The organism is Streptomyces sp. NPDC046900 (assembly GCF_040644975.1).
Classification (GTDB): domain Bacteria; phylum Actinomycetota; class Actinomycetes; order Streptomycetales; family Streptomycetaceae; genus Streptomyces.
Genome location: NZ_JBEYXD010000021.1, coordinates 39980 through 61638 on the forward strand (window position 1 = coordinate 39980; position 21659 = coordinate 61638).

Annotated in this window: 13 protein-coding genes and 1 pseudogene; 9 read left to right on the forward strand and 5 right to left on the reverse strand. The window is 69.5% G+C overall.

The window, feature by feature from the left end; genetic code table 11:
- The first annotated feature begins 59 nt into the window (after positions 1-59).
- The 3 genes and pseudogenes from ABZ904_RS21775 to ABZ904_RS21785 all read left to right on the forward strand — a co-directional run.
- On the forward strand, positions 60-4235 hold the full coding sequence (locus tag ABZ904_RS21775) for a carboxypeptidase regulatory-like domain-containing protein (protein ID WP_361825122.1): 4176 nt from the start codon (positions 60-62) through the stop codon (positions 4233-4235).
- Positions 4236-4489: 254 nt separating this feature from the next.
- A complete protein-coding gene (locus ABZ904_RS21780) occupies positions 4490-4882 on the forward strand; it encodes a GntR family transcriptional regulator (RefSeq protein ID WP_361825124.1) in 393 nt (130 codons plus the stop codon).
- Positions 4879-5064: pseudogene (locus ABZ904_RS21785) on the forward strand (ATP-binding cassette domain-containing protein); the annotation flags it as partial. The gene ABZ904_RS21780 and the pseudogene ABZ904_RS21785, both read left to right, overlap by 4 nt.
- A 54-nt stretch (positions 5065-5118) precedes the next feature.
- Here ABZ904_RS21785 and ABZ904_RS21790 read toward each other — a convergent pair.
- Positions 5119-6003 (reverse strand): NAD(P)-dependent oxidoreductase, encoded by an 885-nt coding sequence (locus tag ABZ904_RS21790; protein ID WP_361825126.1) that lies wholly within the window; start codon positions 6001-6003, stop codon positions 5119-5121.
- 62 nt (positions 6004-6065) lie between these two features.
- Positions 6066-6989 carry an SDR family NAD(P)-dependent oxidoreductase gene (locus ABZ904_RS21795; RefSeq protein WP_361825128.1) on the reverse strand — a complete coding sequence of 308 codons (924 nt, stop codon included), beginning with the start codon at positions 6987-6989 and terminating at the stop codon, positions 6066-6068.
- Positions 6990-7121: 132 nt separating this feature from the next.
- Here ABZ904_RS21795 and ABZ904_RS21800 point away from each other — a divergent pair, with 132 nt between their 5' ends.
- Entirely contained in the window at positions 7122-8009 is an 888-nt protein-coding gene (locus ABZ904_RS21800) for a helix-turn-helix transcriptional regulator (RefSeq protein WP_361825130.1), read from the forward strand.
- Positions 8010-8028: 19 nt separating this feature from the next.
- On the opposite strand, the gene ABZ904_RS21805 is transcribed toward ABZ904_RS21800, so the two are convergent.
- On the reverse strand, positions 8029-8382 hold the full coding sequence (locus ABZ904_RS21805) for a hypothetical protein (protein WP_361825132.1): 354 nt from the start codon (positions 8380-8382) through the stop codon (positions 8029-8031).
- 378 nt (positions 8383-8760) lie between these two features.
- Between ABZ904_RS21805 and ABZ904_RS21810 the strand changes: the two genes are divergently transcribed.
- Entirely contained in the window at positions 8761-11013 is a 2253-nt protein-coding gene (locus ABZ904_RS21810) for an LPXTG cell wall anchor domain-containing protein (RefSeq protein ID WP_361825134.1), read from the forward strand.
- Between the two features lie 156 nt (positions 11014-11169).
- Here ABZ904_RS21810 and ABZ904_RS21815 read toward each other — a convergent pair whose 3' ends face one another.
- A complete protein-coding gene (locus ABZ904_RS21815) occupies positions 11170-14979 on the reverse strand; it encodes a carboxypeptidase regulatory-like domain-containing protein (protein WP_361825136.1) in 3810 nt (1269 codons plus the stop codon).
- A 242-nt stretch (positions 14980-15221) separates the two neighbouring features.
- On the opposite strand from ABZ904_RS21815, the gene ABZ904_RS21820 reads away from it, so the two are divergent.
- The 3 genes from ABZ904_RS21820 (at position 15222) to ABZ904_RS21830 (ending at position 17594) form a co-directional block, all read left to right on the forward strand.
- A complete protein-coding gene (locus ABZ904_RS21820; RefSeq protein WP_361825138.1) occupies positions 15222-16016 on the forward strand; it encodes an SDR family oxidoreductase in 795 nt (264 codons plus the stop codon).
- 105 nt (positions 16017-16121) lie between these two features.
- The gene (locus tag ABZ904_RS21825) at positions 16122-16697 is read left to right on the forward strand and encodes a TetR/AcrR family transcriptional regulator (protein WP_361825140.1); all 576 of its coding nucleotides are present in this window, start codon (positions 16122-16124) and stop codon (positions 16695-16697) included.
- A 102-nt stretch (positions 16698-16799) separates the two neighbouring features.
- Positions 16800-17594, forward strand: coding sequence for an oxidoreductase (locus ABZ904_RS21830; protein ID WP_359398421.1), 795 nt, complete (start codon positions 16800-16802; stop codon positions 17592-17594).
- A gap of 347 nt (positions 17595-17941) precedes the next feature.
- Here the strand turns inward: ABZ904_RS21830 and ABZ904_RS21835 are convergent, their stop codons facing one another.
- Positions 17942-18964, reverse strand: a complete 1023-nt coding sequence (locus ABZ904_RS21835) for a metallophosphoesterase (RefSeq protein ID WP_360995350.1) — start codon at positions 18962-18964, stop codon at positions 17942-17944.
- Positions 18965-19583: 619 nt separating this feature from the next.
- Here ABZ904_RS21835 and ABZ904_RS21840 point away from each other — a divergent pair.
- Positions 19584-21446 carry a M1 family aminopeptidase gene (locus ABZ904_RS21840; RefSeq protein ID WP_360995353.1) on the forward strand — a complete coding sequence of 621 codons (1863 nt, stop codon included), beginning with the start codon at positions 19584-19586 and terminating at the stop codon, positions 21444-21446.
- Positions 21447-21659 lie beyond the last annotated feature (213 nt).

Below are 21659 nucleotides of genomic sequence, written 5' to 3' on the forward strand. Positions count from 1 at the left end.
GCCGTGACAGGCGCGGGACATCCCCATCACCCGGTCACCTCAGTTTCGGGAGAAACTCCTTGCCCAGAACCCGTCCCCGTCGGAGCGGTGGAGGCGGAGGCCGAGCGGCCACCGCCGTCGTCGGACTCCTGTCCGCGGCACTTGCCGTCATAGGACTCCAACTGCCCACCGCCACGGCCGCGTCCGCCGCGTCCTCCGGCAACGCCACGACTGTCCGGCAGTGCGCGGACCCCAAGCCCGGACATGTCACCTGCCTGTCGTTGCACCGCACCGACGTGGCCGCACGCCGCGGTGTCCAGGCGGCGTCCGCGACGCCGGCCGGCATCGGTGCCATCGACCTGCGCAACGCCTACGCGCTGCCGGCGGACGGCGGCGCCGGACAGACCGTCGCCATCGTGGACGCCTACGACGACCCGACCGCCGAGGCCGACCTCGCGGTCTACCGCCAGCAGTACGGCCTGCCCGCGTGCACCATGGCCAACGGCTGCTTCACCAAGGTCGACCAGCGCGGCGGCACCCGTTACCCGTCCCCCGACGCGAGCTGGGCCGGCGAGATATCCCTCGACCTCGACATGGTGTCCGCCGCCGCCCCCAACGCCCACATCCTGCTGGTCGAAGCGGACAGCACGGGCTTCGCCGACATGGGTGCCGCGGTGGACGAGGCCGTCGCGCTCGGCGCGAAGTACGTCTCCAACTCGTACGGCACCGGGTACAACAGCACACCGGGCACCGGCGAGGACCCGGCCGAGGCGACCCAGTTCGACCCGCACTACAACCACCCGGGCGTGGCCATGGTCGCCTCCAGCGGTGACAGCGGCTACGGGGTGGGCTACCCGGCCTCCTCGCAGTACGTCACCGCGGTCGGCGGCACGAGCCTCGTCCGGGACTCCAGCGCGCGCGGCTGGTCCGAGTCCATCTGGAGCGGCGCGGGCAGCGGCTGCTCGCTGTACGAGACGAAGCCGGCCTGGCAGGACGACAGCGGCTGCGCCAAGCGCACGGTCGCCGATGTCGCGGCGGTCGCGGACCCGGCGACCGGTGTCGCGGTCTACGACTCCTACCGGCAGGGCGGCTGGACGATGTTCGGCGGCACCAGTGCCGCCGCGCCCATCATCGCGGGTGTGTACGCCGCCGCCGGTACCCCGGTGAAGGACACGAATCCGGCGAGCTACCCGTACGCCAACCCGGGACACCTCAACGACGTGACCGCCGGTCGCAACGGCACGTGTTCGCCGGCATACCTGTGCACGGCCGGGGCCGGTTACGACGGCCCGACCGGGCTCGGCACGCCGAACGGCGTCGACGCGTTCACCACGGGTCCGCACGGCGTGGTCACCGGCACCGTCACCGACGCCTCGACGAAGGCTCCGCTGGCAGGTGCGACGGTGAAGGTCGGCGACTCGACGGCCCTGACCGACGCCTCCGGTCACTACCACGCATCGGCGTCGGTGGGCACGTACGACGCGACGGCTTCGGCCTACGGATACGCGGACAAGACGGTCAAGGGGGTCACCGTCACGGACGGCGGCTCGGTGACCGAGGACTTCGCACTCGACACGGTCCCGTCGTCGACCGTGTCCGGCAAGGTCACCGACGGCTCGGGCCACCCCTGGCCGCTGTACGCGACCATCACCGCCACCGGCGTGCCCGGCGGGGCGGTCCACACCGACCCGTACACCGGCCGCTACAGCCTGAAACTGCCGCAGGGCCAGACGTACACGCTCAACGTCAGCGCCAACTACCCGGGCTACGAAGCGGTGACGAAGAAGGTGACGGTCGGCACGTCGGACACGACCGCCGACCTGAGCGTCCCGGTCGACCCCTACGACTGCGTCGCAGCCGGATACGCGGTCCACAACACGGGCACGACGCAGACCTTCGACGGGACGTCGGCGCCGGACGGCTGGACCCTGGACAACACGTCCGCGGGCGGATGGGCGTTCAACGATCCGCAGCTTCCGTGGTGGTCGTACAGCACGGGCAACCACACGGGCGGCAGCGGCGGCTTCGCCGTCACCGACACCCGCACCATGAACTCCCAGCACCCGGCGGACATGTCGCTGGTCTCCCCGGTGACCGACTTCTCCGGCGCCGCGCACCCGGACCTGACGTTCAGCACCGACCTGTCGGTGCAGAGCGGACCCATCGCGGACGTCGAGGTCACCACCGACGGCGGTACCACCTGGAAGCCCGCCTGGTCCCGCGGGAACGACCTGCGCGGCCCGGCGCACGTCGACGTCCCCCTGCCGATGGCCGCTCACCAGTCGGCCGTGCAGGTGCGGTTCCACTTCAGCAGCCATCTGCTGAACGCATGGTGGCAGGTGGACGACGTCCACCTCGGCGACCGCAGCTGCGACCCGGTCCCGGGCGGCCTGGTGGCCGGAACGGTCACCGACGCCAACACCGACCAGCCCGTCCTCGGCGCGACCGTCACCAGCGCCGACAAGCCGGCCGAGCACACGATGACCGCCGCGACCCAGGACGACCCGAACCTGTCCGACGGTTTCTACTGGATGTTCTCGTCGCTGACCGGCACGCACGACTTCACGGCGGAGCGCAGGCACTACACCTCGGCCACCGCTCATGTCGACGTGGCGGCGGACGCGGTGACCCGGACGCCGTTCACCCTCAAGGCCGGCCGGATCACGGTCACCCCGGGCAAGGCCGACCTGAGCGTGCCCTGGCAGGGCAAGGCGGCTCAGACCGTCACCGTGAAGAACACCGGCAGCGCACCGGCCAAGGTGACGTTCGGCGAGCATGTCGGCGGTGTGACACCGCTGACCGCGCACGGCGCGCCCACCACGCGGATCAAGGGCTCGTACTCGCCGCTGCGCCTGCTCGGCAAGGGTGCTGCGAACCGGATGGCGAGCGCTGCCGCACCGCACGGCGCGATACCGGCCGACGCCCCGTGGACCCCCATCGCGGACTACCTGCCGGGACAGGTCCTGGACAACGCCGCCGTCGCGCTCGGCGGCAAGATCTACTCGGCCTTCGGCGTCTCCGGCGCCGACTTCTACCACGGCATGTACGTCTACGACCCGACCGCGGGCAGCTGGTCGCGGCAGGCGGGCCCCGCGGACGGGCGCGAGGCACCGGCGATGGCCGTCCTGAACGGGAAGATCTACGCGACGGGCGGCTGGGGCGACACCGGGGCCCCGGACACCAGGACCGAGGTCTACGACCCGGCGGCCAACGTCTGGACGACCGCCGCGGCGAACCCGGGCCCGCTCGCGGGCTCCGGTGTCGCGGTCCTCGACGGCAAGATGTACGTCGTCGGCGGCTGCGATGACGCGCACTGCGGTGCCACGGACGTCATGGCGTACGACCCGGCCACCGACTCGTGGAGCCGCCACGCCGACTACCCCGAGGCGGTCAGCTGGGAGGCGTGCGGCGCGCTGTACGGCGAGTTGTACTGCGCCGGCGGCACCGGGCCCGGCGGCGAGACAAGCCACGCGTACGTCTACGACCCGGCGGCCGACTCCTGGTCGCGGGCGGCCGATCTGCCCATCGACCTCTACGGGTCCGGGTACACGACGGCGGAGGGTCGGTTGCTGGTCTCCGGCGGCGTCACCCAGAACAACACGGCGATCACCAACCAGGGCTTCAGCTACGACCCCTCCGGCGACACCTGGACGCCCATGGCTAACTCGAACAACGCGACCTACCGCGGCGCCAGCGCGTGCGGGTTCTACAAGGTCGGCGGTTTCGGCACGGACGAGTTTGGCACCGTCGGTATCAGGGCCGGTGCCGAGGTGCTGCCGGGCGTGTCCGACTGCGGTGACGGAAACGACGTGAGCTGGCTCGCGGCGAATCCGAAGACGGTCACGGTCGCTCCGGGTGCCAGCGCCACGGTCACCGTGTCGGTCGACGCGAGTGCCCCGGACATCACACAACCGGGCACGTACACGGCGAAGTTCGCGATCGGCACGGACACCCCGTACTCGACGCCGGTTCTGCCCGTGTCGATGACGGTTGCCCCGCCGAAGACCTGGGGCAAGATCACCGGCGTCGTCACCGGGCCGGCGGGTCCGCTGCCTGGCGCGGTGGTCCAGATCACCACGTCGGGGGCGCACTACACGCTCGTCACCGACGCGAGCGGCCACTACCAGCTGTGGGCCGATGCCCGGGACCCGTTGCAGGTGATCTGCGCGGACGACGGCTATCAGTCGCAGATGGCGACGGCAAAGATCAGAAAGGGAGCGACCACGACGCTGAACTTCGCCTTGCAGAAGGTCTAGTCACGGCTGACTGAGAGGGCCCGGGCGATGTCATCGCCCGGGCCCTCTTGCGCGGCGCCCCGTCGGGGGCGATCCGGACGAGTCCGGGACTTCAGCGGGTCCTCGTGAGAACCCGGGCGTTCACGCCCGGAGGGGCTTTCCGTTCGGATCGTGCCGGGGCCGCAGGCGCAGTCGCCGCTGCTGGTAGGCACTCGGGAAGCCGTACCTGCGTCGAGTTTCAGCGCCTCGGCTCTCAATTGAGCAATGGAGGCATGATGTCACTCCTCGATGACGGCGGGCCGATCTTCGCCCAGATCGCCGCCGAGCTGGCGAACCAGATCGCCGACGGCACGGTGGGCGAGGGAGAACGAGTCGCGTCCAGCAACGAACTCGCGGCGTTCTACCGGGTCAATCCGGTCACGGCGGCGCGCAGCCTCACCGTGCTCTCGGACGAGGGTCTGGTGGAGAAGCGGCGAGGCGTCGGCATGTTCGTCGCGAAGGGCGCACGGGACCGGCTGGTGCATGCCCGGCGGCGCCGCTTCGCCGAGCGCTACGTACGTCCGCTGGCGGTCGAGGCGGCAGGGGTGGGGATCGGGCGGGACGAGCTGCTCGGGCTGGTGCGCGAGGAGCTGGCCTCGGTCGAGGTGACCACGGGAGGAGCGGCATGATCGCGGCGATCTCGGTAGCCGGACTCGAGCGCCGTTACCGCGACCACCAGGCGCTGACCGATGTCACCTTCGAGATCGGCACGCCGTGCATCGCCGGACTGCTGGGCCGCAACGGCGCTGGGAAGACCACGCTGCTGCGCATCCTGGCCGGCCAGGAGTTCGCCACCTCCGGGCGCGTGCACGTGTTCGGGGCCGGGCCGCTGGAGAGCGACGCGGTGCTGCGCCGGATGATCCTGTCACTCGACACCCCCCTCGGGTATGGCGGACTCCCGGGCGAGCGTGACCAGGCGGGCGGCGCCGACAAGGTCGGCGGCGCCGGCCAGACCGCGCTCCAGCACCTCGGAGGGATCGCCTCCGCCTGCGGTGCGCACGGCGTCGGCGAAGTGGTGCATGTCCTTCTCCATGAGCAGGTGGACGTGCTCGGCCAGCTCCAGGGTGATGTCGCGTCCGAGGGATCGCAGTGCCGCGCTGCCGCCGCTGCTGGTGCCGATCACGTCGATCAGCGCGGGCAGGTTCAGCCCGACCTGCGATGCCAGACCGAGGACGTCCTCGATGTTCTTCATGTTGGTGATGGTCAACGCGTTGTTGAAGAGCTTGGTGAACTGCCCCGCGCCGACCGGGCCCATCAGCACGACGGTGTCGCTGAAGGTGTCGAACACCGGGTGGGCCCTCTTGAACGCGTCCTGGGATCCTCCGGTGAAGGTGGTCAGGGTGCGGGCACGGGCACCGGGGCTGCCGCCGCTGACGGGAGCGTCGAGGTAGACACCGCCCGCCTGCGCCACGTGATCGGCGATGCGGGCCGCCTCGGTGGGGTCGCCGGTGCCATGGTTGACGATGATCGTTCCGGGTGCGATAGAGGCCAGTAGCCCTTGGCCGTCCAGAATGTTCCAGATGTCCGCGTCGTCACGCAGGCACAGTCCGATCAGTTCGGCGGTCGCGCCCAGGTCCGCCACGGTGCCATGAACGGTGTGCGGGACCCTCTCCACCGCCGAGAGCGAAGCCGGGTGTCGCGCCCAGACGTGCAGGTCGAAGCCGTGCTCGCCGATGGCTTCTGCCATGGGTCCGCCCTGGTCGCCAAGACCGATGAAACCGACCCTGGCTGTCGTCGCTGTGATGTCCATGTCTTTTCGTTGTTCTTTCCATGGTTCGAGTGGGGAAAGGGAGGCCGGGGCTCTTTGGCGGTTCAGCTGACGATGCTGTCGGCCAGCTCCCACAGCCGCGCGGCGTTGTCCGGGTCCAGCGCGTAGGCGGCGACGCCGGGGACGCCGTATTCGGTGGGCCGGGCGTGGACGACGGGCGCCGCGTTGACGTCCTCGAAGTAGCGGCCGCCGACGCCCTCGATTCCCGGGTGAGCGGCGAGGAACACGCTGGTCGCGGCTCCCTGCTCGATCGTCTTGCGGAAGGGCTCCGGCGTCCGCAGGCCTCCGGTGTGCCGCTGGAGATTGGTGGCGATCGCACCGGGGTGCAGGGAGTTCGCCGTGATGCCGTCGCCGGACCAGCGGCGCTGTGCCTCCACGGCCAGGAGGATGTCGGCGGTCTTGGACTGGCCGTATGCGACGAGCGCGTCGTACGGGCGGAAGCGGAAGTCGATGTCGTCGAAGACGACGGGAGAGAAGAGGTGGCCGTTGGAGGAGACCGAGACCAGGCGCGCACCGTCGGCCGCGGCGAGGGCGCGGTGCAGCCCCAGGGCCAGGGCGAAGTGCCCCAGGTAGTTGGTGGCGAACTGCTGCTCATGGCCGGCGATGCCGCGCTCGAGCTCCGGCGGCATCATGATGCCGGCGTTGTTGATCAGCATGTGCAGGGGACCGTGCCAGGCGGCAGTGAACGCCCGCACCGAGTCCAGGTCGCCCACGTCCAGGCGGGCGACGTGGATCGCGTCGTTCCCGGTGGCCTTGCGCAGCTCGGCCGCGACCTGCTCACCGGCTTCCGGGCGGCGGACGGCGAGCGTGACCTCGGCGCCGTGGGCCGCCAGGGCGCGGGCGGTCTCGACGCCGATGCCCGAGTTGGCCCCCGTGACGACCGCCCGCCTGCCGGACAGGTCGACGTCTTCGATCACCTCCGAGGCGGTACTGCTGCGATCGAACGAGGTTGTGAAGAGCTGGGACATGTGAGGCGTTCCTTCGGTTGTGCTGACTGTGCCGTCAGACTGCGGCGAACGCCGTGGCGGGGACCAGGACGGGTTGAGACTGGGACCGACAGGGCCACCCAGGAGCCCCGGACGCGCCCGTACGCTGGGAACATGGCAGCCACCCGAGACGCCAACGCCCTGGGGCGGTATCTCCGCGCCCGCAGAGAACTGGTCCAGCCCGATCAAGCGCGGGATCAGGGCAACCGGCGTGTCCCGGGGCTGCGACGCGAGGAGGTCGCCTTCCTCGCCGGGATCAGCTCCGACTACTACAACCGGCTGGAGCAGGGCCGCGACAGGAACCCCTCTGAGCAGGTCCTGCGCAGCATCGCCCGCGCCCTGCAACTGGACGAGGAGGCGACGGCCTACCTGCTGGAGCTGGCCGCACCGAAGAGTCCACGGCGCAAAAGGCCCCGAAGGTCGGAGAGGGTCGGCGACGGCATCCGCACGCTCATCGACTCCTGGCCGCTCACCCCGGCGTACGTCCACGGCAAGTACATGGACATCCTGGCCGCCAACAGCCTCGCCGTCGCGCTCTCACCGTTCAACGCCCCCGGGCACAACAGCATGCTGGTGGCGTTCCTCGAGCCGGAGATGCGGGAGGTCCATCAGGACTGGGAGGACATGACCGCTCGGATCGTCCCGTACCTGCGCTCGGTCGCGGGTGCGGACATCGAGGACCCGCGTCTTGTCGAGATCGTCGGAGAGCTCTCCCTGCGCAGCGAGCGCTTCCGGACTCTCTGGGCCCGGCAGGACGTGAAGCACAAGTCCACGGGCGTGAGCCTGCTCCACCACCCCCAGGCCGGCCCCCTGGAACTGCAATACGAAAAACTCCTGGTGCCTGGCACTGACGGGCAAACGCTGATCACCTACCACGCACAGCCGGGCAGCGCCTCCGAAGAACGCCTGCGCCTGCTCGCCAGTATGAACGCCCCTGACGACGCCGGCGGCCGCCGGGGCGAGGCCGGCCAGTCCCGAACGCCCGGCCACACCGTGCCCTGACCGGGCGGGCCTCCTCGGCTCAGCGGAACTCGTGAATGACCTGGATTCTGCCGACGCTGTGCGCGTTGAACTCCTCCAGGTCCTCAGCCGGTACCCACAGCTCGAGGATCGTTTGTCCGCCCGCCTGCTGAACCGGATACCTGCGCAGGAACTCCGACTCGACCTCGAACCGGGTGACGAAGCCGGCGCCGTCGTGCTTGACGTTCCAGTCCCGCGCGATCCTGACGGCGTAGTCCTCGTCCAGGACCGGGTAGAAGATCGGCTGCTCGGGCAACCGGGGCGGCCACGCACGCCGGTCCAGCTCCCGCACCAGCTCCAGTTCCTTGGGACCGGTAGGACGCCACAGAGTCGTCGTCGCGTGTCGGCTGTTCACAGAATCGCTCCCTGGACGCGGCAACCGCCTGTGCGGCCGGCGGGGAGGCCGACGCTACTGGCAGTTCCCGTACAGCGGCTACAGGGTTTCGACCCACGCTCGCTCCACGGCATGGGCCGGGGACAGCGGGCGGGACAGCGCCCGGCGGGATTGTAACAATCCCGTGTGCAAAGGGAGTTGGGGGCGGCGCGCCCGGAGAACCATGGGACTCCTGTGCGTCCGGGAGGTTACCGTGGGGTGCTTGCGCGACGCCACTGACCACGGGGGCCCCTGGCGTCGCAGTGCTCTTTCCCCCCACTGGCAATGGGCTCCCGGGGAAGACTGACTGCAGTGAACCATCCGATAACCGCACGTCGCCGTGGGTTAGCCCGCGCGGCGGTGGCACTTGCCACCGTCGGCATCCTCTCTTTCGGCGGCCTGCCGCACCTGCAGGGCACGGCGGACGCGGCGGTGAAGGCGCAGCGCTGTGACGAGATGTTCAAGCTGAGAGGCAACCCGACGGATCCCAGCAAGTTACCGTGGGCGAACGGTGCTGCGATCCGGCCGGAGGCCGACTGGGACTCCTACGAGTACCCGAACCAGCGCAAGGCCATGGACGGCCTGACCCTGCCGGACGATCCGGCGGAGCGGGACAAGATCCTCGACAAGCTCGACAAGCCCTACAAGCAGTACAAGGAGGGCACCCCCGAACGCGTTTACGCCACCTACAAGGACTACTTGACGCGCAACGGCGGCACGGACGCCAAATACGGCGGCTTCAAGAACTGGCTGAACGAGGCGTACATCGAGGTCTACGGGCGCAACCCGCGCGGCAACGCGTTCCACGGGAAGGTCGTCAAGGATCTCGGACTGATCGGACCGGACTGGATCTGTGAGGAGACAGTCAAGGTCACCGACCCGGAGACCGGCAAGACCTATGAGCGCCGGTTCGACGCCTTCAACCGGAAGACCAAAGAGGCCGTAGAGATCAAGTCCGGTGGCAATCACGACGGTGAGCAGGCCCCGAAGGACCGGGCGTTCCTGAAGGACCCCACGTACAAGGACTACAAGCTCCGGTACGCGTTCGGTCAGACACAGTCCGGGGACACCGCCCGGTACACGAACGGCCTCAAACAGCTCGCCGGGCCGGGCCGGGTGACGACGTACGAGCACACGTCGACTCCGGAGGCGGAGTTCAAACCGGGCAAGTACACCGCCCAGGACACCTTGAAGAGCATCGGCCGTAGTTCCGATGTCATCCGGCAGTCCCCGCCGACACCGGCGGACATGAAGCGGCAGATGGACCGCATCCGTCTGAACGACCCCACCGGCATGCGTGTCCGCGGCCCCGGCGGTGTCGACTTCTCCACGCTCGAACTCCGGTATGTGGGCGCGCCGGTCAAGGGACAGGGCCTGAACTACTCGTTCACCGCGAAGAAGGTGGACGAGTCCGACGGCCTCGGCTACGGCGGCCAGGAGAAGGCCGAGCTGATCTCGGACAGCTTCTTCACCTGGCTCGCCCTGACGCCGGACAAGTTCTGGGTCAACCTCAACCCGGACCAGCCCGACAAGATCATGGACAAGTCGTTCGGCAAGACCGACGCCGGCCGTGTCCTGCTCCAGGCCGATCTGGAGATGAAGCACGACTACGCGAAGGACATGGATCCTCGCACCGGGATCGGCAAGGAGTTCTGGGCGAAGCTCCAGGCGGAGAACATCCCCTGCACCCACGGCGTACGGAACTGGATCGTCCCCAAGCCCGCCGTGGTGCGCGAGCAGGACGGCGGTGTGTACATCCTCGACGCGCCGCTGAAGGTCAACTCCGTGCCCCAGGACTTCAAGACCCCGAGTCCGAACGGCGAGTGCAACCTGACCGAGGCCCAGCACAAGCGGGTGCAGGAACTGCTCGACACGATGATCGTCCCGGACATCGAGGCGAAGGTGAACACCACCGCCAAGTACGCCGATCTGCGCCGCGTCTACAACGCGCGGGTCGCGGCCGAGTGGATCCGCCTGCAGGACGCGAAGACGCCGACGGACTACCACGCGATCATCAACAGCAACAAGGTGACCGACTGGCCGCTGCGCGGGCAGAACAAGTCCTGGACACCGGAGCAGACGTACAAGGAGTACCTGAAGTCCTTCACACGGGGCGACTACAGCTACCCGTGCCAGAAGGACGGCCGGAACGCCACCTGCGTCATGGGCGGCGTCGACTTCTCCAAGGCTCCGAAGCAGAACATCAGCAAGGCCCGGTTCACCTCCGAGCACAAGCACCTGCCCCGCACCACCGACATCTCCGTCAAGGCCATGACGGATGACGCCGAGAACAAGGGCCTGCTCGCCCTCGGCGGCAACACGGCAGTGCACAAGGGCGATGGCGGCGGTCAGACCCCGACGCCCACGCCGAGCCGGACGGGGACCCCGACGAGCCCGCCGTCCACGCCCCCGGCCGGCCATACTCCGAACCCCGGGCACTCCGGGCAGGGCGGCGGCGGGACCACCGCGCCGCCGAGCGACCAGAGCGGCGGAGGCGGACTGGCGAACACCGGCACGCAGATCGCCGGCATCGCGGGCGCGGCACTCGCGCTTCTCGCGGCCGGCGCAGGTCTGGTCCGGTGGCGTCGCCGCAGGACCACAGGCGCCGGGTAACACCGTCTGACGGCGACAAAGTCCAAAGCCTGAAGGGGCGCCTCAGAACAGTGGGCGCCCCTTCAGGTGTGCCGGAACAGTTCGGCCGAAAAGGCCGCGCGCCCCGAGCAGCAAGTGCTGTTCGCTCGGGGCGCGCGGTTGCGGGATCCCGCGGGGTTATGCGGTGTGGCCCTTGACGACGTGCAGGGTCACCGGGACCGCCGGTAGCCAGTACGGCGTGTCGCTGCGCAGGACCAAGGACGCCGTCCAGTCACCGGGCCGGCTGATGTCCCGTGCGTTCACCGTGACCGTGAACGACACCTTCTCACCGGGCCGCAGCGTCAGCCTGGTGGGGTTCGCGGACAGCCAGTCCACGTTCGCCTCGGTCTGGTCGTAACCCGGAAGCTGCTCCACGGTCGCGACAGGCACCGGGAAGCGGCTCTGGCTGCTGCCGCCCACCCGGTACATCCCGGGGGCGCCGCCGCCCCGGTAGACCGCGGTCGGGGTGTCGGGCAGGGCCGTCCAGCTGTCCTTGCCCGGATCGTAGGCGTAGCCCTCCGCGGTGAGGACCCTGTTCACGCCGACCCGCTTGAAACCGCCGGAGATCAGCAACTGCCCGTTGGCGGCGGTGTAGGCAGCGGTGGCGAGCCCCACGGGCATGGCGGCGATGGGCTGCCAGCTGTCGGAGGCCGGGTCGTAGACATAGGCGGCGTCCGTTTCGACGTACTCGTGGATGCCGCCCGCGCAGTACAGCTTGCCGCTGATGGCACCGCACGAGGCCCAGCTGATCGACTGCGGGTAGTCGGCGGCCTTGGACCACGAGCGTGAGTGCGGGTCGTAGACGGACACGGCGCTTCCGCACTCGGCGTTGGTGCATCCGCCGACCACGTACAGCCGCCCGTCGATCACCACGCTCGCCCCGCCGAAGCGTCCCTGCGGAATGCTCGGGCCCTTCGACCAGGTGTTGCTCGCCATGTCGTAGACCTGCATGGTGTCGCTGACCGTCTCCTGCGGGCCCCAGCCCCCCACGGTGTAGAGCCGGCCGTCGACGATGCCGTGCGCCGTGGCCTGCCGGGGTTCCGGCGCGGCGGCGCCGCGCTTCCAGGAGCCTGCCTGCGGGTCGTACATGTACAGGTCGGCGACGGGGCCGGTGCCGTCGAACCCGAGCGCGGAGTAGAGCTTGCCGTGATAGCTCTCCACGGCGTTGTCCATCACCGGTGCTGGGAGGTCGGGCAGCCCGCGCCAGGCGGTCCCGGGAGTCGCGGAACCGGGGCTGGTGCCGGTGCGTTCGCCGAGCCGGAGGGTAGCGGGAGCGGTGCCGGTGTTGCGCACGGTCACCTTCCGGACGGCCTTGCCGCCGGGGGAGGTGGTGATGTCGATCCCGGTGGTGCCGACCGACAGCTGCCCTGCCTTCAGGACGAACGAGCCCTTGACGGCCCGGTCCGCGGGGATCGTCAGGGTACGGGTGGCCGCGCGATAGGACGGCTTGGCGGCCGTGGCGGTGTGGCTGCCGCCGCCGGGGACGAACAGGCGGTAGAGGCCGTCGCCGACGAGCGGGTCGCCCGAGGTCGCCAGGGTCGGGGCAGCGGGACCGTGCGCGTCGGTGTGCACGGTGGCGCCGACCAGCCCTCGTCCGGTGTTGGCGTCGCTGACCGTGCCGGTGAGCATGCCACCGCGGACCGGGGTGAGAATCCGCTGGGCGATCGTCACGTCGTCGACGGCCCAGAGCATGCCCGGCCCGGTGAAGTGGAAGCGTGCCTGCACCGCGTGCTTGCCCGCGTACGCGGTCAAGGGGATCTCCACGCGGCCGTTCCCCCACAGCTGGTCCTGGTGCCACACCGTGGTCCAGGTCTTGCCCCCGTCATCGGTGACGTCAACGTCGCCGACCTGCTCGGCGGATCCCTCGTAGTCGGTGTTGAACGCCAGCTCCGGGTCGCCCGCTGCCCCGAAGTCGTACACGGGGGTGATCAGTTGGGTGTCGAATGGCTTGTCCCAGCCGGCGTGGTCGTTGTCGGCGACGGCGAAGCCGCCGGTGCCGCCCGTGTTGTTGCCTCGGCCACCCGGATCGTCGAACGCCCAACCGCCTGCGGTACCCGGGGCGTTGACGACCTGCCAGCCCTGCGGTGCACCGGCCGTGGAGTCGAAGGGCTGGTTCTCGAGAGTGTTCACCTTCAAGGTGTAGGCGGGGTTGCCACTGGCCCAGGTGTCCGCGGGCAGCGGCAGGTTCAGTGTCTGGTCGGCGCCCTTGACCGTCACGTGCCGTACCGCCGACTGGTAGTCGGGGTCGTCGGCGGCGATGCGCAGGGTGTAGGTGCTGTTCTCGGGCAGATCGAGGTGGTAGGCGCCCGTGTAGGCGTCGGACCACACGGGGGCGCCCGGCACTCCGTCCACGGTGATCTTCGCGTGGAGCGGCCAGCCGTGGCCCGATCCGTCGGTGACGGTGCCCGACACACGGTGGGTGGCCAGCTTGCGCAGCGTGAACGTGCGGGTGACGACTGCGCCGTCGGCGACATCGACGCCCGAGGCCTGCTCCGGTGCGTAGCCGTAGGCCGCGACACGGACGTCGTGGCTGCCGACCGGCAGCGGCAGGCTGTAGTGGCCCTTCCCGTCGGTGGTTGTGCTGGAGATGCCGGCCGTCACCGAGGCAGCCGCCACCGGTGCGCCGCTCGCGTCGACGACCGTTCCCGAAAGAGTGCCGTGCGGGCCCATCCGGAAGGCCGCCAGACCGCCAGGGGTGCCGAGGCCGGTGGGTCCGTCGTAGCCCGGGCCTGCGGTGCACAGATACGCCGGGGAACACCGGCCGTTGGAGCCCGTGGTCACGTCATGGAGAGCCGAGCCGCCGGAGGCGTACGGGTAGATGTTGGGGTAGGTGCCCGCGACGGGAGTGCCGGCGTCGGCGTAGACGCCCGTGATGATCGGCGCCGAGGCGCTGGTCCCGCCGGCCACGCCCCAGCCGCCGGAGCCGCCGTAGCTGTCGTAGACCGCGACACCCGTGGCCGGGTCGGCCACCGCGGAGACATCGGCGACGGTGCGACCGGGGCAGCCGGAGTCCTGTTGGAAGGCGGGCTTGGGCTCGTACAGGGAGCAGCCGGAACCGGTGCCGCTGCCGTCGTGGCTCCATACCGACTCGGACCAGCCGCGGGTGCTGCCGGCGTCCCGGGTGAGTGTGGTGCCGCCGACCGCTGTGACCCGGGGCGATGCCGCGGGATAGGCGACGCCGTAGCGGGAGTCGCCGGACGAGGCGACGATCGCCACGCCCGGGTGGTCGTAGTGCACGTCGGCCGCGGACTCGCCGGGGTCTTCGGGGAAGTACGCGTAGTTGGAGCCGTAGGAGTTGGAGACGTAACCCGCACCGAGCGCCACGGCCTGGTCCACGGCGGCGCCCAGATCGTCGATGCCGGCGTTGTCAGCTTCCACCAGCAGGATCCGGGCGTTCGGGGCGACGGCGGAGATCATGTCCAGGTCGAGGGAGATCTCGGTGGCCCAGCCCGGGTCGGCCGACGGGTAGGCGGTTCCGCCGCGCTGGTCGACCTTGGTGAAGCAGCCGTTGGCGGTGGTGCAGGCGGGCAGTCCGTACTGTGCGCGGTAGACGGCGAGATCTGCTTCGGCGTTCGGGTTGTCGAAGGCGTCGACGATGGCGATCGTCTTGCCTGCCCCGCCGTCGCCGGGAAGACCGTAGGCGTCGCGCAGATCGGTCGGCCCGAAGCCCTGCGGGGCGTCCGCAGCGGTCCGCAGCCCCTTTCGCGCCTGGACGTCGGTGCGACGCAGGCCGAAACAGGTGAACTCGTGCGGCTTGGGCGGCCCGCAGAACGGCTCGACGTGTCCCGGCAGCGAGGTGGCGAACGCTGAACGAGTCGTCGTCTCCTCTGGGGTGGCCTGGGCGGGGCCCTGTACGCCGAGCGCCGCCAGGATGGCGGCGCTCAGCAGCCCGACACCGACGGACAGACGTCTCCGCCGGTGGGGGAGGGGTCTCCGATATATGGACAAAACACAGCTCCCGTGGACATCCGGATGGTGACGACCGATGCCGCCCCTGGACAAGTGAGTTGCTGGAAACTCCGGAAAAGTTCACGGTCCGGTCGCAGAACTTTTCGGCCGTTTTCCAGGAATGCCTTTTGTGCCTTTTTGACCGGTATGGTCGACCGGGTGACCCGTGATCGACGTCGATGAGCGAAGGGTGCGGGCACCGGTAGGCGGAGCGGGACGGACATACGGAAGGGCACGAGGAGATGCAGATCGATCTGAAGGGCCGCACGGCGCTGGTCACCGGCTCGACGCAGGGCATCGGTGCGGCGATCGCGGCCGGGCTGACCCGTGCCGGGGCCCGGGTGGGGGTCAACGGCCGCACCCCGCAGCGGGTGGAGGACAGCGTCGCGCGACTGGCACAGGAGGTGGCCGCGGCCGACTTGGTGCCGATCGTCGCTGACGTCACGACCGAGGAGGGCGCACGTCTGACGCTGGAACAGTTGCCGCAGGTGGACATCCTCGTCAACAACCTCGGGATCTTCGGCGCCGAGGAGCCGCTGGAGATCACGGATGAGGAGTGGCGGCGCTACTTCGAGGTGAACGTGCTGGCCGCGGTGCGGCTGACCCGCCTGTATCTGCCGGGCATGATGCGACGGGGGTGGGGGCGTGTCCAGTACATGGCCAGCGAGTCGGCGGTCGTCATCCCCGCGGAGATGATCCACTACGGCATGTCCAAGACGGCGCTGCTCGCCGTGGGTCGGGGGTTCGCCAAGCGGGCCGCCGGCTCGGGCGTCACGGTGAACTCCGTGATCGCGGGTCCCACCCACACCGGAGGCGTCGAGGACTTCGTCCGCGAACTCGTCGGCAGCGAGCTGCCCTGGGAAGAGGCGGAGCGGGTCTTCATGCGCAAGCACCGGCCGCAGTCACTGCTGCAGCGGCTGATCGAACCGGAGGAGATCGCCCACATGGTCGTCTACCTCAGCTCCGACCAGGCCTCGGCCACCACCGGAGGCGCACTGCGGGTGGACGGCGGATGCGTCGACTCCATCCTTCCCTGACCGATCCGTCCATGCGGCCGCAGGGCCGATGGCGTTGCGGCGGCGGTGGTGACGGCCACATCGCCGTTATTTGATTGAACGATCCACAAAAGCTACAGTGGGGTCATGGCACGTAATCGGGAGTTCGACGTCGACGAGGCGGTCGACCGTGCGATGGATCTGTTCTGGCGCCGCGGCTATGCCGCGACGTCGTTGCAGGACCTGCTCGGGGAACTGTCGATCGGCAGCGGAAGCCTGTACGCGGCGTTCGGCTCGAAGGACAAGCTCTATGCCCGCGCGCTGGAGCGCTACTGCTCGCTGCAGGCGGGCGGCATCGCGGAGCGTCTGGAGGGCGCCACCGAAGTGAGGCCCGCTGTGCGCGAGGTGCTGGTGGAGATGGCCGAGGCCGATCTCGCCGACCCCGAGCGCGGATGCCTGGTGGTCAACGCCGCCACGGAGCGCGGGGGTGATCCGGCCACGGTGGACCGGGTCGCGGCCGCCATGCGGGTGCTCGAATCGGCTCTTGCCGGCGCTCTGGAGAGGGCGAAGGCCCGGGGTGAGCTGTCGCCCGACAAGAACCCGGTGGAGCTCGCCCGCTTCTTGACCACCTTCGTCCAGGGCCTACGGGTGGTCGGTCAGGCCCAGCTGGGCCGGGCGTTCGTCGAGGGCGCCGTGTCGACGGCCCTGCGCGCCCTGGACTGATCGGCGCCAGGTCCGGCCGGGCGTGGCGACGCTTCGGTGGCGCCGCGGGATGGTCTCGCACACCCTCATTGTGTATCAATCAATCCAGAAAAGAGGATCATCATGGAACTGCACCTCAAGGACAAGGTCGCCATCGTCACCGGGGCCAGCAAGGGCATCGGTCTGGCCATCGTCGAAGCGCTGAGCCGCGAGGGTGCCCACGTAGTCGCCGGCAGCCGGAGCTCGACGCCCGAGCTCGACACCCTCCGGGACAAGTACGACGTCACCGTCGTGCCCGTCGACCTCTCCACGGCGGACGGAGCGGACAGGCTCGTCGAACGGGCCGTGGACCGGCACGGCAGGCTCGACATCCTGGTCAACAACCTGGGCGCGGGCAGTCCTCGCCCCAGCTTCCTCGAGCTGGACGACTCCGAGTGGCAGCGCATCTTCGACCTCACCTTCTTCAGCGCCGTACGCGCCGGCCGCGCGGCCCTGCCTCATCTGCTGGAGTCGGAGGGCGCCGCCATCGTCAACATCAGCTCCATCAACGCCCGGCTGCCCTTCCCCATGGTCGTGGACTACTCCGCGGCCAAGGCGGCACTGACCAGCCTGACCAAGTCGCTCTCGGAGGAGTTCGCACCGCGCGGCGTACGGGTCAACGCGATCGCCCCCGGCCCTGTCCGCACCCCCTTCTGGACCGCGCCCGGCGGCTTCGCGGACGTCACCGCGGCGGCCGCCGGCACCACGGCGCAGGAGGCCATCGACGTGGTCGTGCCGCAGAGCATGGGCATCTCGACCGGACGGGTCACCGAGCCGCACGAGGTCGCCGACTTGGCGCTCTTCCTGGCCTCGCCGGTCGCAGGCAACATCACCGGTGCCGAGTTCGTCATCGACGGCGGTCAGATCAAGACCACCTGAAGTCGGCCTCGCATCGCCCGGACTGTTCTCTGACTTGCGACTTGTGCTTCCGAAGCCGCCCGGCCGGTGAAAGCCGCGCGGCGCCCGAAGTCCTGGTGACCGGTCCGGTGCTTGGTGACCGGACCGGCTCGGCGTCGTGCCGGAAGGTCGTTGCCGTTGCCCGACAAGCCGCGGAGCACGGTGCCGTCCTGGGATCGGGATGCCGGCCGCGGGCTGGGACACCGCCGTGGAGCCGAACCCCCTTCAGGCGATCGTGCCGTGCGGCATGGCGGCGGGGGTGGGGGCGGGGCGCGGTTTCGGCGCGACGACGGGCGAGAAACCCTTGAACCGGTCGTCGAAGTCGATGCTCATGCTGAACCGGTCGACGGGCCGGTGAGTTCGGCGGTCTCAGCTTCGAGCTGTGTGCTGTCGGCCGCATCGCGGGCGAGGAGCCAGGGCGAGAACGTCTCGACGTCGATGACGTTCCGTACGAGATCGAACCTGTAGAGGCGGATCATGTCGGCGCCGCCGTAGTACCGGTCCTGGTAGTTGGTGATGTGGAGGTGGACGTCATTGTCGGCGTCGTTGGCCAGTACGGTGCGCCCGGGCGGCCGGAAGTGCCCGCCCAGCCCGAGGAAGATCTGGTCGTTGCCGCTGATGAGGCCGTCCCACAGGCGCCGGCCGTTGTCGGAGAGATGGGCCCCGCCGTCGCCCGCGGCCCAGACCAGGTTGTGGGTGGTGAGGATCGTGGGCAGCGTGGGATGGGCGTCGAGCACGCCCTGGGCCCAGCGCAGGCCGGAGTCGGAGACCCGCCAGTCCAGGGTGAGGATCAACCACCGGGGGCCGCCCGCGGTCAGCACGTGGTAGCTGATGTAGCTGTCCGGCGACGCCCCGCCGAAGGTGGGCATCGAGGCGAAGCGGTGGGGGCCGAAGGCGTGAAGATACGGACTGTCCCCGCGCTGGTCGTCACCGGAGCTGATGTCGTGATTGCCGGCCAGAACGCTGTAGGGGACCTTGCCGTCGAGGGCATCGAAGGTGCCGGCGGCGAGCGTGATCTCCTCGCGCGACCCGTGCTCGGTGATGTCGCCGAGATGTGCCATGAAGGCGATGTCGGCCTCCTCGCGCTGGGACACCAGATATCTGAAAGTCGCCCGGACAGGTTCCGGGTCGGCGCCGTCGGCGTCGAACAGATACTGGGTGTCCGGCAGAACCGCGAGAGTGAAGCGAGGCGAAGAGGGGTCGTACCGGCTTTCCGCCGCAGTCGACGTGGGAGCGTGAACGGGGGCGGCGCTCGTGACAAGGGCACCATCGGCCGCGCCGACGACGGGTCTGGTCACCGCGGCCTGCAACAGCGGCCGTCTGTCAGGGCGGTTGGAGTCCGCTGCGCTCATGCCTGCTCCTGAGCATTTTGTGAGGGACCAGTGGTTTGCCCTGTCGTGAAGGGCCTTGACCGCTTCGAGACGGTGAGCTGAACGGCGCCCAACGCGCCGATAGCGGTACGCGAAGGGCGCTTGGACTGGTGGGCCGACTGCGCCAGGCTCGGTGCGCCGGCGGCGGCCGATTCCGGCCGGGCGTCGGGTGACGTCACAGTCCCGTGCCGCTCTGCACCGCCCCGCTGCCGGCCTGGCCCGCGGGGACCAGTTACGTCGATGGATCGCCCCGGCGACCAGTTACGGCGGACAACTGCCCCGGCGACCAGCCCCGTCGGACAACGGCTCTGGCGGCCGGCTACGGCAGACAACCGCCCCGGTGATCAGCCATGTCGGACAACTGCCCTTGCGACGCCGGGCCGGACCTGACCGCGGCAGGAGCCTGAACGCCTGATGGCATGTTCGGGTCAAATCTGTCAAACTTCCGGATGCCGTCGTCCCAACCCCAGTGGGCGACGGCGAAATCTCACCAGCGATCTCGTAAGCGATGCGCGCAATCCGCGGCCGCCCACGGCGCACCCAAGCCCCCTGGGCGGCCTCCGAGCAAGCCGGAAACCCGGCCGCTTCAAAGGAGTTTCGTGTGAGACGAACCCCCCACAAGACCCTCGCGGCGAGCGTACTTGCCGCCGTCGCGTCGGTCGCCTTCGCGCTTCCCGCCACACCGGCGGCAGCCGCGCAGCCCACGACCAGTACTCGGGTCGCCGACTGCACCCCGGCACAGGTGGTCAGCAACGGCGGCTTCGAGAACGGGACTTCGCCCTGGAGCCAGTCGTCGGCCGGCGTGATCACCAATCGTGCCGGCCAGACCGCCCATGGCGGCACCAGCTTCGCCTGGCTGGACGGGGTCGGCGGCACGCACACCGACACCCTCACCCAGTCCGTCACGATCCCGGCCGGGTGCAGCAGCGCCACCCTCACCTTCTGGCTGCACATCGACACCGCCGAGACGACCTCCTCCGTCGCCTACGACAAGCTGACGGCGAAGATCGGCAGCACCACGCTGGCGACGTACTCGAACCTCAACAAGAACACCGGTTATGTGCAGAAGTCGTTCGACGTGTCGGCGTTCGCGGGCCAGACGGTGAGCCTCGGCTTCACCGGTACCGAGGACTCCAGCCTGCAGACGAGCTTCGTCGTCGACGATGTCGCACTCAACACCTCCGGCGGCACGACCCCGCCGGCGGACTCCACGCGCACCCCGGCGGCGCCCTCGTACACGGTCAGCCTCAGCAGCAACAGCACCGGAACCGTCTGGACCGGCCACGAGAGCGCGACCTTCACCAACGTCTCCTCCACCGCGCTGAGCGAGGTGTACCTGAGGCTCTGGGACAACTACCACGGCACCTGCTCCGCCATGCCGATCTCGGTCAGCAACGTCACCGGCGGCAGCGCGGGCGCCCTGTCCGTCAACTGCACAGCTCTCAAGGTCGATCTGCCCAGTCCACTGGCTCAGGGGCAGACGGCCACGATCGGCTTCGACCTGGGCATCACCGTCCCCAGCGGCGCCGACCGGTTCGGGTACGACGGGGCCTTCAGCTTCATCGGCAACGCGCTGCCCGTTCTCGCGGTCAGGGACGCGGCGGGCTGGCACCTCGACCCGTACACCAACAACGGTGAGTCGTTCTACTCGCTGGCCGCCGATTTCAAGGTGACCCTCGACCACCCCAGCACCCTGCTGGTACCGGCCACCGGCACGTCGACCGACACTCCCGGCTCCAGCGGCCGTACGATCACCACTGCCACCGCCGCGAAGGTCCGTGACTTCGCCTGGGCCGCGGGCCCCTTCAGCAAGATCTCCGGCACATCGACCGCCGGGGTCCCGGTGAACGTCTACTCCGTCTCGGGCATCAGCTCCTCCAGCGCGCAATCCATGCTCACCACCGCGAAGTCCGCCGTGGACGCCCACGCGGCGCGCTTCGGCGCCTACCCGTACGGCGAGTTGGACGCGGTGATCGACAACAACTTCTGGTTCGGCGGGATGGAGTACCCCGGGTTCGTCCTCGATCTGGTCAGCACCACGGCGCTCACGCACGAGATCGGTCACCAGTGGTGGTACGGCATCGTCGGCGACGACGAGTACAACAGCCCCTGGCTCGACGAGGCGTTCACCGACTACGCCACGGATCTGGCACTGAACAAGACCGGCGCCAACTGCTGGAACAGCGTGTCCTGGGCATCCTCGGCGGAAAAGATCACCAACTCGATGGCCTACTGGGACGCCCACTCCTCCCGGTACTCCACCGTCGTCTACGGCTACGGAAAGTGCGCCCTGCACGATCTGCGGCGCGTCCTCGGTGACACTGCCATGGCCAAGCTGCTGAAGGACTATGCGACGGCGCACTGGTACGGCGTTTCGACCACGGCCGAGTTCAAGGCAGCCGCCCAGGCCGCCACGACCACGGACCTGACCTCGTTCTGGACCACGCACCGCATCGAAGGCTGACCGGTCATCGGTTCGCCGCGGCGGGTGCCCCCGGCGCGGCGGACCGACGCCGTCCGACAAGTCGCGACCCCGCCGTCACGGTCGGATACGAAGCTTTTACGATTTCGCGGGGATCCCTCGAACCGCTACCCACCTGCGCATTGTCCATTTTGTCTGCATCCTGGGTCTCCCCGTCACAGCATGTTCACCAGGCTGCACCTCCTAGGCGTTCTA

Coding starts and splice junctions, on each gene's coding strand:
- ABZ904_RS21780 (WP_361825124.1), top strand. CDS start 4,490: ATGTCACTCCTCGATGACGGCGGGCCGATCTTCGCCCAGATCGCCGCC.
- ABZ904_RS21790 (WP_361825126.1), bottom strand. CDS start 6,003: ATGGACATCACAGCGACGACAGCCAGGGTCGGTTTCATCGGTCTTGGC.
- ABZ904_RS21795 (WP_361825128.1), bottom strand. CDS start 6,989: ATGTCCCAGCTCTTCACAACCTCGTTCGATCGCAGCAGTACCGCCTCG.
- ABZ904_RS21800 (WP_361825130.1), top strand. CDS start 7,122: ATGGCAGCCACCCGAGACGCCAACGCCCTGGGGCGGTATCTCCGCGCC.
- ABZ904_RS21820 (WP_361825138.1), top strand. CDS start 15,222: ATGCAGATCGATCTGAAGGGCCGCACGGCGCTGGTCACCGGCTCGACG.
- ABZ904_RS21825 (WP_361825140.1), top strand. CDS start 16,122: ATGGCACGTAATCGGGAGTTCGACGTCGACGAGGCGGTCGACCGTGCG.
- ABZ904_RS21830 (WP_359398421.1), top strand. CDS start 16,800: ATGGAACTGCACCTCAAGGACAAGGTCGCCATCGTCACCGGGGCCAGC.
- ABZ904_RS21835 (WP_360995350.1), bottom strand. CDS start 18,964: ATGAGCGCAGCGGACTCCAACCGCCCTGACAGACGGCCGCTGTTGCAG.